This window comes from Acinetobacter sp. SW-226, from assembly GCF_055632855.1.
Genome location: NZ_CM145752.1, coordinates 252,562 through 265,575 on the forward strand (window position 1 = coordinate 252,562; position 13,014 = coordinate 265,575).

At 41.6% G+C, this 13,014-nt stretch carries 16 protein-coding genes; 6 read left to right on the forward strand and 10 right to left on the reverse strand.

The genetic code is table 11. The features are described from left to right. Window positions 1-157: 157 nt before the first annotated feature. Together ACZ8ZH_RS01145 and hisF are read right to left on the reverse strand one after the other, a co-directional pair. Window positions 158-619, reverse strand: coding sequence for a hypothetical protein (locus ACZ8ZH_RS01145; protein WP_119063256.1), 462 nt, complete (start codon window positions 617-619; stop codon window positions 158-160). Between the two features lie 104 nt (window positions 620-723). Then, complete coding sequence (gene hisF / locus ACZ8ZH_RS01150) at window positions 724-1,482, reverse strand: imidazole glycerol phosphate synthase subunit HisF (protein ID WP_086209084.1); 759 nt, start codon at window positions 1,480-1,482, stop codon at window positions 724-726. 113 nt (window positions 1,483-1,595) lie between these two features. Here hisF and ACZ8ZH_RS01155 point away from each other — a divergent pair, with 113 nt between their 5' ends. From ACZ8ZH_RS01155 to ACZ8ZH_RS01165, 3 genes are read left to right on the forward strand one after another with little or no spacing between them, the layout of a single operon-like run. Next, window positions 1,596-2,546 (forward strand): homoserine kinase, encoded by a 951-nt coding sequence (locus tag ACZ8ZH_RS01155; protein WP_119063255.1) that lies wholly within the window; start codon window positions 1,596-1,598, stop codon window positions 2,544-2,546. 13 nt (window positions 2,547-2,559) lie between these two features. Continuing rightward, window positions 2,560-3,189, forward strand: coding sequence for a DUF1294 domain-containing protein (locus tag ACZ8ZH_RS01160; RefSeq protein WP_086209082.1), 630 nt, complete (start codon window positions 2,560-2,562; stop codon window positions 3,187-3,189). Between the two features lie 29 nt (window positions 3,190-3,218). After that, a complete protein-coding gene (locus ACZ8ZH_RS01165; RefSeq protein WP_119063254.1) occupies window positions 3,219-3,611 on the forward strand; it encodes a DUF4870 family protein in 393 nt (130 codons plus the stop codon). Between the two features lie 335 nt (window positions 3,612-3,946). Here ACZ8ZH_RS01165 and ACZ8ZH_RS01170 read toward each other — a convergent pair whose 3' ends face one another. Beyond that, window positions 3,947-4,306 (reverse strand): transposase, encoded by a 360-nt coding sequence (locus ACZ8ZH_RS01170; protein ID WP_119063253.1) that lies wholly within the window; start codon window positions 4,304-4,306, stop codon window positions 3,947-3,949. Window positions 4,307-4,393: 87 nt separating this feature from the next. Between ACZ8ZH_RS01170 and ACZ8ZH_RS01175 the strand changes: the two genes are divergently transcribed. Together ACZ8ZH_RS01175 and ACZ8ZH_RS01180 are read left to right on the forward strand one after the other, a co-directional pair. Then, window positions 4,394-5,737 (forward strand): APC family permease, encoded by a 1,344-nt coding sequence (locus ACZ8ZH_RS01175; protein WP_119063252.1) that lies wholly within the window; start codon window positions 4,394-4,396, stop codon window positions 5,735-5,737. Between the two features lie 13 nt (window positions 5,738-5,750). After that, on the forward strand, window positions 5,751-7,190 hold the full coding sequence (locus tag ACZ8ZH_RS01180; RefSeq protein WP_404814595.1) for an NAD(P)/FAD-dependent oxidoreductase: 1,440 nt from the start codon (window positions 5,751-5,753) through the stop codon (window positions 7,188-7,190). Window positions 7,191-7,233: 43 nt separating this feature from the next. Here ACZ8ZH_RS01180 and ACZ8ZH_RS01185 read toward each other — a convergent pair whose 3' ends face one another. After that, a complete protein-coding gene (locus tag ACZ8ZH_RS01185) occupies window positions 7,234-8,160 on the reverse strand; it encodes a DMT family transporter (RefSeq protein ID WP_470247818.1) in 927 nt (308 codons plus the stop codon). A gap of 92 nt (window positions 8,161-8,252) precedes the next feature. On the opposite strand from ACZ8ZH_RS01185, the gene ACZ8ZH_RS01190 reads away from it, so the two are divergent. Further along, a complete protein-coding gene (locus tag ACZ8ZH_RS01190; RefSeq protein WP_086209076.1) occupies window positions 8,253-8,801 on the forward strand; it encodes a helix-turn-helix domain-containing protein in 549 nt (182 codons plus the stop codon). A 71-nt stretch (window positions 8,802-8,872) separates the two neighbouring features. On the opposite strand, the gene hisA is transcribed toward ACZ8ZH_RS01190, so the two are convergent. The 6 genes from hisA to hisB all read right to left on the reverse strand — a co-directional run bounded on the left by hisA (window position 8,873) and on the right by hisB (window position 12,943). Continuing rightward, window positions 8,873-9,604 carry a 1-(5-phosphoribosyl)-5-[(5-phosphoribosylamino)methylideneamino]imidazole-4-carboxamide isomerase gene (hisA, locus tag ACZ8ZH_RS01195; RefSeq protein WP_086209075.1) on the reverse strand — a complete coding sequence of 244 codons (732 nt, stop codon included), beginning with the start codon at window positions 9,602-9,604 and terminating at the stop codon, window positions 8,873-8,875. A gap of 79 nt (window positions 9,605-9,683) precedes the next feature. Next, window positions 9,684-10,352 (reverse strand): 3'-5' exonuclease, encoded by a 669-nt coding sequence (locus ACZ8ZH_RS01200; protein ID WP_086209074.1) that lies wholly within the window; start codon window positions 10,350-10,352, stop codon window positions 9,684-9,686. Between the two features lie 112 nt (window positions 10,353-10,464). Beyond that, the gene (locus ACZ8ZH_RS01205; protein ID WP_086209073.1) at window positions 10,465-10,977 is read right to left on the reverse strand and encodes a DUF805 domain-containing protein; all 513 of its coding nucleotides are present in this window, start codon (window positions 10,975-10,977) and stop codon (window positions 10,465-10,467) included. Window positions 10,978-11,134: 157 nt separating this feature from the next. Then, window positions 11,135-11,641 carry a hypothetical protein gene (locus ACZ8ZH_RS01210; protein WP_119063251.1) on the reverse strand — a complete coding sequence of 169 codons (507 nt, stop codon included), beginning with the start codon at window positions 11,639-11,641 and terminating at the stop codon, window positions 11,135-11,137. 91 nt (window positions 11,642-11,732) lie between these two features. Further along, the gene (gene hisH, locus ACZ8ZH_RS01215) at window positions 11,733-12,350 is read right to left on the reverse strand and encodes an imidazole glycerol phosphate synthase subunit HisH (protein WP_086209071.1); all 618 of its coding nucleotides are present in this window, start codon (window positions 12,348-12,350) and stop codon (window positions 11,733-11,735) included. Beyond that, on the reverse strand, window positions 12,350-12,943 hold the full coding sequence (gene hisB, locus ACZ8ZH_RS01220; RefSeq protein WP_004691554.1) for an imidazoleglycerol-phosphate dehydratase HisB: 594 nt from the start codon (window positions 12,941-12,943) through the stop codon (window positions 12,350-12,352). The genes hisH and hisB overlap by 1 nt, the downstream gene beginning before the upstream one ends. Window positions 12,944-13,014 lie beyond the last annotated feature (71 nt).

Below are 13,014 nucleotides of genomic sequence, written 5' to 3' on the forward strand. Positions count from 1 at the left end.
TCTAGGTTTATAGGGAGTCGCAAGACTCCCTTTTTTTATCTCAAAAATTGAGAGTGTAGGTTCGAACAAGATCCAGAGAGCATTCTAAGCTTTAACATCTGCTGCATAATTGAGGCAATGGCACTAGCTGTGAATGAGTACAGTGGAATTGAGCTTTTTAATTTATCTGTTTTTTAAAGCCCGTTAAAATATAGCGATCCATTTCGTCCTTATACTGTGGAGAAAACTGGAAGCAAATGGGGTCATTCACTTTTAATGTGTTCAGCTCTGGAAAGCGTTGTCTGGCTTGTAGACTGTTGGTAAATATGAACCCTTGTCGATCATTTTGAAAATAAAAGGCTTTTTCAATGCTGACGTTGTGTCGGTTTTGCTGTCTGATTTCTACCCATTGATGAAAAGTTCCGCAATAACGAATTTGCTCAGGAGCGGTAAAGGCTTTTTTATAATACTGTGTGAGTTGGTATTCTGAGAACATTACATAACTAAACATGCACAAGCCTAAGAAGGGAATCATGGCGAACATGGTAAAAGGATGATCTGTGTATTTTCTTAATAGGTACAGTAATAGAAATAAGAAAGCGATGCCAAAGATAAGAAAAATAACCTGTAAGTCTTGCACTGTTTGATCTCTAATTGTTGTTCTAAATAGTTATAAAAAACTGAAGTCATAAAAAAAGAGCATCTTTCGATACTCTTTTAATCATTTCAGAATGATGTTGTCAATTATAAACGCATTTCAATGCCTTGTTCCGCAAGGTATTTCTTCGCTTCAGGAATGGTGTGTTGCCCAAAGTGGAAAATTGAAGCAGCCAGTACAGCGTCGGCTCCACCTTTTAAAATACCATCGGCCAAGTGCTGTAAGTTGCCAACACCACCCGAAGCAATGGTTGGAATAGTGACACGGTCATTGATTTGGCGCATCAGCTCGAGGTCATATCCTGCTTTGGTGCCATCGGCATCCATCGAGGTAATCAATAGTTCACCTGCGCCAAAGTTAGCCATTTTCACTGACCACTCAATGGCATCAATGCCTGTTGGTTTACGTCCACCATGAGTGAAAATTTCCCATTTATTTTCACCCGTTTTTTTTGCATCAATAGCAACCACAATACACTGTGCGCCAAAGCGTTGCGATGCTTCTTGGACAAATTCAGGATTAAATACCGCTGCTGAGTTAATGCTCACTTTGTCTGCACCAGCATTGAGTAAGAGACGAATGTCTTCAACTTTACGTACCCCACCACCGACGGTTAAGGGAACAAAAACCGTTTCAGCCATACGTTCAACGGTACGGTAGGTTGTGTCGCGGCCATTTGAGGTTGCTGTAATATCTAAGAAGGTAATTTCATCAGCACCTTGCTCGTTATATCGGCGTGCTACTTCTACTGGGTCACCTGCATCACGAATATCAAGGAATTGAACACCTTTCACTACACGACCGTTGTCTACGTCGAGGCAAGGAATAATACGTTTAGCTAGCATAATTTTTTCCAAAAATAACAGCCGATTATGAAACTTCGCGACTTAGATGCTACACCTTAATAGTCGGAGCAGGTATTCTATCAAACTTATGTAAGTTTTTTCGCAGGTTTTATATGTCGGTTTATACCACTTTGACTTTACAGGAAGTTCAGGCGTTTGCAGCACCTTATGGACTAGAGGTGATGGATCTGATCCCGATTCAAGGCGGTATTCAAAATACGAACTATTTTATTGTGTGTGAAAATGCTGTGCAGTACGTGTTAACTGTATTTGAAGAGATGGATGAACAAGGCGCAGGCGAGTTGGTTCCTGTACTTGAGCATTTGGGCCAAGCAGGTTTAACGGTACCCGTGCCATTAAGTCATTCAGGTAAAGCCATTCATAGCTTAAAAGAGAAGCCGGCACAAATTGCCCCACGGATGATGGGCAAACACCCTATGCCTGCGACCCTTGAGCAAACTGAGGCAATTGCCGTTGCACAAGCGAAAATGCATGTAGCACTGCAAGATTTTCCACTGAAACGTGCAGAATACCGTGACCATGATTACTGGCTGGCGGTGGCATTAGACATGAAACCGACTTTAACTGAAGCGGATCAAGCATTATTGAGCAAATTATTGGGTCTATACGATGCATTGTCGGCAGTTTATCCGAATCGTCCAAAAGGTTTTATTCATTCGGACTTATTTCGAGACAACACTTTGTTTGAGGGCAATCAGCTCAAGGGCATTTTAGACTTTTATGAACTGAATAAAGATGAGTTCTTGTTCGATATTGCGATTACGCTGAATGACTTCTGCACCGAATATCCAAGTGTACATTTAAATGAAGCCAAGGCCATCGCATTTTTAAACGCCTATGAAAGCATTCGTCCTTTAACTGCTGATGAAAAATCTTGCCTAGAGTTGTATCTCGCAATGGCTGCTGCACGTTTTTGGATGATGCGTTTACAAGTGGCACAAAAAAATGCAGAACAAGGCCGTACTGGGGAGGATATTTTGCAGAAAAATCCTGTCGAAATGCGTAATATGGTGATTGACCGCTTAAAGTTTGTAACTACTTAAATAGGAAAGAAAAATGCGTGACCAAGGACGACTCATTGAATGGTTTGATGATAAGGGCTACGGCTTTATTCAGCCTAACGATGACAGCAAAGATCGCGTGTTTTTACATATCAAGGACTTTGCGCGGCAAGGTCCTCGCCCCATAGTAGGATGTGCATTGGAATATAATGCGATTTTAGATGCGCAAGGGCGTTATCGTGCACAGCAAGTTAGCTATTTAAAAGCATCACAAACCCAAAATAATCGGACTCAAAAGAAGCCCCTGAAAAAGACCGTACAAGGCCAAAATTTGCGTCCAATGCAAATCGCTTCGGTGGCGTACATTGTTGTTTTAGCGCTGTTGGTGCTGCTGGGACGTTTAAGTGGGTTGGTGTTGCTCTTTATTAGTTTAATGAATGCAGCCAGTTATTGGTTCTATGCACAAGACAAAGAAGCGGCGCAAAATGGGCAGCACCGCGTACCTGAAAATACGTTGCATCTGCTTTCATTTTTAGGCGGATGGCCTGCCGCATGGCTGGCACAGCAAAAACTACGTCATAAAACACAAAAACAACCCTTTAGAAAGATTTACTTTTGTACAATCTTTTTCAATATTCTTTTAATTTTATGGCTTATTTCTCCTTTCAATAGTTTGCCTATTTAAAGTCAAAAGCCCACTTTATGAGGGACAATATGAATTATTCAGTCGATCAAGATCCGAATCGTAGCCTGACCTTTATTCTTTATATTTTGTATATTGTTGCGATTTTTTCCGCAGGAATTTTAGCAGTGATCGCTTTAGTCATTAATTACATCAAGCGCGATGCAGTCCGTGGTTCTATTTTTGAGAGCCATTTTACATGGCAGATTCGCACGTTTTGGTGGTATTTAATTTGGAACGTAATTGCCTTTGTGCCGTTTCTTTTCTTACTCTTTACAGGTGAAAATGCCACGGCATTTGCAGGTGTAGCACTAGGCGCTTCAACCTTCTGCGTCGCCGTGATTGTACTGTCATGGGTGTGGATTGTATATCGTGCCATTAAAGGCATCATTCGTTTAAATGATAATGAGCCGATGTATCAATAAGACCAGATGACTTTAAAAGGGCAGTTTGCCCTTTTTTTAGGTCTGTATCTTTTGAGATGGGATTTATGCACTGAGATGAAACCATATAATGCAGCAGTTTCACTATTTTTGCGCAGGCTTTAAAAAAGCACTGTACCAAATTAAATTTTATGTTTTACATTTTTGTTCAATAAATCTTACATTTTTAATATTTATAATTTACATTTTTATTTAATATATTTTACATATTTAATAATTTAAATTTACTTTTTTAATAAAATAACTATACATTAATGTACAGTTATTTATATAAAAATATGTTCGATATTGATTATAAAAAAATAGCATGATTCTGGCTAGGCATAGAATCTTCCACGACGACGACGCAAGCCTAAAACATGAATGGCACGAACCAGTACGGCATAAGAAACCGAATAGCCAAAGTGCTGTTCAAAAAGTGGAACTAAATCGCTAATATTTTGAAATTTTGTATTTTTAACAAATACTTGGAATTCATTCCAGTCTTTAATGTGGCTAGGTGCTCCACGATTACTAACTGCTTTTGGAGATAAATCTCCAGTTTCTTCCTCTAGCTTAATCCATGCATCGAGGGTCACACGTGAGATGTTGAATTCTTTGCAAACAGCAACCTTATAATCAGTGAGTTTATAGCGTTGAATTGCTGCTTTTCGAGTTTCTAAATCGTATTTAGGCATTTTATTAAATATTCTTAAAATACAGAAGATGCTATTATATGGCATAGTTGTTGCAAAAACCAAAATCACTAGATTGAAAAATGAAAGATGGTGATTTCGGTGAAAAATGCAGATTTTTCTTTAAAGAAAATGTCACTATGGCAAGTGGTCATTATTGGTGTGGCCTACATGACCCCAATGGTGGTGTTCGATACTTTTGGTATCGTGTCTGGGATCACCGATGGTCGTGTGCCATTGGCGTATATTCTGGCGTTGTTTGCAATGCTATTAACGGCATTTAGTTATGCACGTTTTAGTCGGGTCAGCGGTGACTCAGGCTCTGCTTATAACTACACCGCACAGTCCTGTGGAGCTAAAGCGGGCTTTTTTGTTGGTTGGTGTTCACTGCTCGATTATATTTTACTGCCTTTAGTTAATGCTTTACTGGCGGGTATTTATTTGGAAGCGGTCATTCCGAGCGTGCCGTATTGGGTCTGGGTGGTTTTATTTACAGGTTTAGTCACCCTAATCAACTGCTTCAGAATCAATATTTTAGCGAACTTGAGTTTGGTGTTTGTGCTTTTGCCCTTACTGTTGATGGTTCTGTTTATTTATTTGGTCATTCAAGGGGTGGGGTCAGAGCAAGGTTATGATCATGTACTGACTTTAGCGCCATTGTTTAATGGGGACAGCTCTGTTTTACCTTTGATTGCGGGCGCCTCCATTTTATGTTTTTCATTTTTGGGTTTTGATGCAGTTACGACCATGTCGCATGAGACCAAAGATCCGCAAAAGAACATTCCGCGCGCGGTTTTACTTACCACATTGGCTGGGGGGGCCATCTTTATCACAGCATCATGGTTTATTCAGTTGTACTTCCCAACGAATGTTCGTTTTAACAAACCTGATGAAGCTTTACCTGAGATTGTTCTCTATGTCGGAGGGGCATTGTTCCAAGCTGTATTTCTGTGTGCTCAAATCATGAATACCTTTGCTTCAGGTCTGGCGACTCATGCGAGTGCTTCACGCCTAATTCATATTATGGCGAAAGATGGCATTTTCCCCAAAGCAACCTTTGGGCAATTACATGCAAGACTGGGTACCCCCTTGTACGCGGTATTGAGCATTGGCTTGATCTCATTGTCTGCCATTTTCTTAGATCTTGCGACCGTGGTCAGCATGATTAGCTTTGGTGCATTGATTGCCTTTACGGCGGTGAACTTCTCGGTTTTTGTGAAGTTTTATCTGTTGGAAAAACAAACTCAAGGCGTCAAAAACAAATGTCTCAATTTGATCCTGCCTCTGTTATCCGTATTGGTGATGCTTTGCCTGTGGGTCAACTTAGAACGAAATGCCCTGATTTTTGGGTGCTCTTGGCTAGCAATTGGTATTGGGCTATTTATTTATAAGAAATTGAAAAAGCAAAACATTGTAATTGGAAATGCATACTAAACCCTGCATGAAAATGAAAGTAATATTGAGTGTAAATGAAATGAATATGAATAAACCGACATTTGTAGATGACGTTGAATACAAAGCCAGTTTTGCTGTACAAAGCGGCAAAGAGTGGAATTGGTTAAACCCGCAACATGGTGCGTTTGATCATCCTGCTAATTACTATGAAAGTTCAATGCATGTATGGCATGAGTTTGATGCTTTAAATGCAGATATCGAATGTGATGTCGTAGTGATAGGTGGTGGCTTACTGGGAACCTCGGCAGCACTGCATTTGTCGGAGCAGGGTGTAGATACGGTCTTGGTTGAAAAGAACCGAGTGGGCAGTGCTGCCTCAGGGCGCAATGGTGGGCAACTCACACCGGGATTGGCACGTTGGGAAGCCGAAACCATGATCGAGCACTTCAGCTTTGAAGAGGCAAAAAAGTTATGGCACTTTACCTCAACTGAAGCCATGACTTTGATTGATGACATTACTGAAAAATATGATTTAGATTTACAACGTAAACGTGGACATCTAACGGCCGCAGTACACCCAGGGCATTTAGATGCCTTGCGTGAAGGCATGCAAGCACGTCAGTACTTAGATGAAAAAAATACCTCAATGCTGACCCAAGAGGAATTACGAGAGCATGTGCAATCGGATAACTATTTTGGCGGCTTATTGGATCATCTAGGTGGACATATTCATCCTTTAGCATTGACACGTGGTTTGGCGTATGGCTTTTGCCAAAAGGGTGGTAGCATCTATGAGCAAACAGAAGTGCAGTCGATTCAGGAACGTGCCGATGGTATTTATGTGACCACAGCGCAAGGGGTGATTAAAGCACGTAAAAGCGTGGTGATGGCTGTACACCATGCTTCATTTAAACTATTAGAAGAACGTAATCAAACTACGATTCCTTTTTATACTTACGTGTGTACCACAGCACCTTTAGCATTAGATTTGAAAGAGCTATTGCCGACGGATCTGCCTGTATACGATACGCAATTTCAAATTGATTACTACCGTGGCGTTTCAAAAAACCGATTGTTATTTGGGGGCGAAGGCACTGGCTCGTGTTGGAGTCCTGAACAAACCCATGACTATTTGCTGGGACGTATTCAGCATGTATTTCCTCAGCTAGAGCAGGTGGCACTTGACTTTGTGTGGAGTGGAACGACAGATTTAACCGTTAATGGTGCGGCAGACAGTCGAAAATTTGGTCATCAATATCCCATTTATGCCGTACAGGGCTGGAGTGGGCATGGTGTTGCGCAAACGGTACGTATTGGTAAAGCCATTGCCGATGATTTCTGTGGTCAATGTGATGATTTTAATATGTTGACCCGAATTCAACATCAGAACATTCCTTTTGGTCGGGCATTGGCACCGTTAGTGATTCCAATTGCCAAAAGTATGTATGGTTTAGGAGCAATGATTAATCCGGGTAAGATGGTATCGTTCTAAACATGAACTTGTGCTGCTGAATCTATACAATTTATGTTTAGACTCAGCAGACACCGCATTTGAATGTTAAATTAGCGCTGTTCAGCTTCTTTTTTGATTTCAACAGTTTAGGTTTCCATTCACTCATCATAATGCCAAACACCACCAAGAGGCCGCCCAACAAAGCCAGTGGTGCTAAACGTTCTCCTGCAAGGCGCCCAAATAGTGCTGCCCACACAGGCTCTCCTGCGTAAATAATCGCTGCTTGTGATGGGTTGACTGAGCGCTGTGCCCAATTCATGACATATTGAATCACAGCACTGGCAAGCCCCAATCCAAAAGCAATGCCTAATAATGGCCATGAAAAAGCAGGTAGTTGTTGCTCACCAGCCAGTGGCATGGATGCAAAAGCGAGCACAGAGGCAACCGCCAGTTGAATGACCGTCACCCGACCAATATCAACTTTTGGGGCAAAATAACCAATCAGAATAATTTCCATTGCTATAGCAATTGCACCGAGCAGGGTTAAGGTCTGGCCAAAATTCAATGAGATTGAGTTCAGACTATTGCCTGTGAGCAGGACTAAGCCTATAAACGCACAGAGTGCACCAATCCAAATCATAAAATGGGGCACTTTACGAAAGATCAACCACAATAGTAGGGGGACTAGGGGGACATACAGTGCCGTTAAAAAGGCAGATTCACTGCTACTGACTGTTTGTAGTCCGACCGTTTGTGTGCCATAGCCAATCGTGACCATACAGCCAATGAGTGCACCTGCCCACAAGTCCTGTCGGGTGATGTGCTTTAAATGCTGATAGGAAAATAAGCCAATAATGGTCGCAGCGCAGGCGAAACGACAACCGACAAAGAACATGGGGGAGCTAAAATTTAAGGCATATTTCACGGCCAAGAAGGTGCCGCCCCAAATAAAAGTAATGAGAATCAGCGCAATCACAGGCGCTTTAGAACCGAGCTGAGTATTCAACATAAAAGAATTAATGTGCAATATATTGCACATAGCTTGTCATGCTTTGTTTTTGTGTGCAATATATTGCTCAATATTTTTTTTGATTTATCTGTATGAACTCTCCTGCGGTGCTACAACACGTCAGTCAAAATGTGCGTCATTATCGAAGTTTAAAAGGCCTGAGTCAGCAGCAACTCGCTGATTTAGCTGGATTAAGCCGTCGTATGGTAGCTGGGGTTGAATCTGGGCAGGACAATATTAGTCTGGCAAAGCTCAGCTTGATAGCCGATGTGCTTGAGGTCGATTTTGTACAAATTATTGCTGCGCCTGAACAGCAAGGGCAAGCGGTGGTGAACGTTTTGGCTTGGCAGGGCACACAAGCACACAGTGAAGCAAAATTAATGGCTTCAGCGGCAGCGACACAAAAAGTAGAGCTATGGACATGGGTACTTGCTCCAAATGAATACTATAGTGCTGAACCTGACCCAGAAGGCTGGCGTGAGATGCTCTATGTGATGGAGGGTGAACTAACTTTGGATTTGGCAGGCGACATGAAAGTCTTGGGTGTAGGAGAGTCGATCGTTTTTTCGAGTGCCATTGAATACCAATATATCAACCGTGGCAATGTATCGTTAAAGTTTATTCGTAATGCAATTTATTAAGAAGCAGATCTTCAAACTAATATTTAATGCATAAAAAAGAGGTCAATAGACCTCTTTTTTAAATTCTACAGTTAGAGCGATTGTTCATCTAATAGCAATTGTGCTTCACGTAGGTTTAAACTGCCTTCGTAAATCGCACGACCAGTAATTGCACCTAAAATACCAGGTTGACCTTTGAGGTTACGTACGTCATCAAGGTTGGTCACACCACCTGATGCAATCACAGGTAGGCCAGAGTATTGTGCCAGTTGAACAGTTTGTTCAACATTGACCCCTTGCATCATGCCGTCACGTGCAATGTCGGTATAGACAATGCTTGATACGCCTGCATCGGCAAAACGTTTGGCCAAATCAGTTGCCTTCACATCGGTCACATTGGCCCAACCATCGGTGGCCACCATGCCATTCATGGCATCAATCCCGACAATGATATGACCTGCAAATTTCTTACAAGCTTCTTCAACAAACTCAGGTTCTTGAACTGCTTTGGTGCCAATAATGACAAAAGATACACCCGCTTCTAGGTAGTGTTCGATGGTTTCTAGTGAGCGAATACCGCCGCCGATTTGAATGGGCAGTTCAGGTTGTGCGCGAGCAATCGCTTCAACCACAGGTTTATGAATTGGCGTACCCGCGAAAGCACCATTTAAATCGACCAAATGTAAGCGACGCGCGCCTTCATTTACCCAGTGCTGTGCAGTTGCAACAGGATCATCAGAAAAAACCGTATCGTCTTCCATACGACCTTGTTTTAAACGAACACATTTGCCATCTTTCAGGTCAATTGCAGGGATGATCAGCATGCTTTCGCTCCTAGCCAAATCTTAAATAAAATCAATGTCAGTCATCTTAGCAAAGTATTGGCAATTTTCTAAGCACCTGTTACAGCTTTTCATGACGAGGAGGTTTTATGATATTTTCCAGTTTTTGCAAAATCTCTTTCGGTAGTTGTTCCAAATGCCGCAATTCTTCAAAAACCAACAGGGCGGCGTAGGCATCGGCGGCAGCATAGTTAATTTGTTCAGGCGTAAGGACTTTCCTTGCCCAATTTGACGTGCTGACTTTTTTGCTTTTCGGGAAGTTGAGTTGAAACAGCAGGGCGATGGCATTTTTAATGCCAACAGGGTTGCTCAACCCAAAGCTTGCAAAGCATTTTGACAGCTCAACGATACCATTTAACTCAAAGCCTTTTTTACGGAACAGATGAGCATCATTTTTTAAACCAAAACCCACTTTGAGCTGGTCTGGATTCGCCAAAAATGGCGCAAGGAAGCTCCAAATGGGAGGGCTCATTTGAAACAAATAAGCACGCTCGACGCTGGCCAGTTGAATGAGATGTGGCCCAGTAGAGACTTCTCCCACTTGAAAGGTCGGTTTGGACTCGCTATCAAAACCGAAGATGGCAATCTGTTCCAGTTCAGTGCGAATGGCTTCACACTGTTCTACGTTCTGAATGACATGAATCGCTTGCATTGGCAAATTTTGAAAACGAGGCAAAATTTGAATGTGTTCTTTGTTGGGGATAGGGAGACTGGGTAGGGAATTATTCATGTTATATCTGAGGCATGCTTTTATCTCAGACTAGTGGTTTTTGATTTTAAAGGCAAAATAAAACCTGCAAGAAGCAGGTTTTAAGTACAATCCAAGATAACAGAATGCATTTTTATTGCTGTTGCATTTCGATCTGTGATTGATTGGCACGCAGTATATAGCTTTGATAAGAAGGCAAAGCAATTGCTGCTAAAATACCAACGACAAATAGCAGGATATAAATCCACGCTAGAATTGTTTCCCAACCTGCGGTTGGGCGTGGCGAACCATAGCTATTGCTACGATCATCACCTGGTGCAAAAATCAGGTAAAGCATTAAGATCACGTTAGCAAGAGGTACCAGCATTAACAGCGATAACCAGCCCGTATGGTTGCGGTCATGTAGGCGACGAATGGTAAATACGAAGGTGAAATAGAAAATTGCTATATAAATCACAGCAAGAAAAATCATGCCACCACCAAAGTTGCCTGTTTCCATGTTGATGAAAGTCGTTGGAAAAATCACGGCAAAAATACCAATGATAATCACAGCGACGATGGCAAGGAGGCAGTTCCATGCGAGATATGAAAAACGTCCGAAGCGACCTGCGGCGTTCAGCGCAGATTCTTGTACATATTGAGTCATAGTGACTTACCTTATCGTTGTAAATTAAATTTTTTATAAATAAAAATGTCTAAAAAGCAGGCAAATCATAATCAAATTTGGTGACAATGGAAAGGCATTGTAATTATTTGGTGTGTAGTAGTGTGCTGTAAAACAAAAACTTTCTATCAATATTAAATTAGTACCCGATTACTAGAATTCCTTTTAATGGAAGAATAATACGCTGTGACGTGTAAAGCGTATCTAAAAATTGATATACCTTTTGAAAATCATCTGATTGGCGGTAAGTATTTCGCACAGCTAAAACTAGATAGTCGATATTAACCATCATACTGGCTTGAAATACATCTTTTAAAAACTGGTTATTGGCGACTGCGCGTCCAGCTTCGACTTCAATAACGATTTTTTGCTCGAAATGAATGGCATCGGCTAAGAAACTTTTAGAAGCTTGGTTGTTATAACCGAATAGGACTGGAACAAGGATTTTATCTTCGGAAGATTTACTTTTTTCAACTTTGAACCCGATTTTTTCAAGCCCAGTTGCAATAGTAAGAAGAACTTCATTGCTGGAAAGTTGATGTGTTTGTGAACTTATACCAGTAATGTGCTGCTTGAAGACTTCAGTAACCTCTAAAAGTTTTGGTGGTGTGGGGCAAGAGCGAGGAAAGAATTGGAATTGGAGCATTTTGTATATTTCTAAACTGTTATTTGTAGATAATAAGAGAAAAGCTCAACCGAAGTTGAGCTTTTTAAAATCAAACAGAGGCTGGAATGAATTAAATTTTCCATTCCACAAAGTTTTTTAGCAGTTGCAAACCTGCGGTATGACTTTTTTCAGGGTGGAACTGTGTTGCAAATAAATTTTCTTGATGAATCACGGTACAGAACTCTAAACCATAGTCACAAGTTGCAGCCACAATGTCGCTATTCTTCGGTTCAACATAGAAGCTGTGAACAAAGTAAAAACGTGCATCTTGTTCAATGTCTTTCCACATTGGGTGGCTTGGGTCAGCTTGATGAACTTGGTTCCAGCCCATGTGTGGCACTTTTAAGCCATCTACATCTGGAAAACGTCTTACCGTTCCTTCAAAAATACCGAGAGCATCGACACCGCCGTTTTCTTCAGAGCGTTGCATCAGCGCTTGCATGCCGACACAGATCGCCAAGACTGGCTTATTAAATGCCGCATGACGAACGACTTCATCAATCCCGGCTTCATGCATGCCTTGCATACAGTCACGCATGGCGCCTACGCCAGGGAAGACAATTTTATCGGCCTGAGCAATCAGTTTAGGATCATTGGTCACATCGACTGTTGCACCGACATGTTCAAGCGCTTTTGCTGCTGAGTGTAGGTTACCCATACCATAGTCAAGAAGGGCAATACGGGTCATTACAAGCTACCTTTGGTTGAAGCAATGGTGTTGGTTGCACGTGGGTCAATTTCACATGCCATACGAAGCGCACGGGCAAAAGCCTTGAACACACTTTCAATTTGGTGGTGGCTATTTTTCCCTTTGAGATTATCAATGTGCACTGTCATTAAAGCATGGTTCACAAAGCCTTGGAAAAACTCAGAGAATAAATCCACATCAAAACGACCAATCATGGCGCGGGTAAATGGAATATCCATAAACAAACCCGGACGGCCCGATAAGTCCACCACAGCACGGCTCAAGGATTCATCCAACGGTGCATAAAAATGACCATAACGGCGTAAACCTTTTTTGTCACCTAAAGCTTTGGCAAAAGCCTGTCCAAGCGTGATACCACAATCTTCAACCGTGTGGTGATCATCAATTTCCAAGTCGCCATCACATTCAATATCAATATCAAATAAGCCATGTCGCTTGATTTGATCAATCATATGATCTAAAAAGGGAATACCTGTGTTGAGCGTGCCTTGACCCGTACCATCGAGGTTTACACGAACTCGAATTTTGGTTTCGTTGGTATTTCTTACCACTTCACTGATACGTTCTGTCATAGACACGTTCCTCAAAGACGTCAAATAATTGATGTAAAATGTTTCGCCGTAACGAAGTCACCGCATATTAG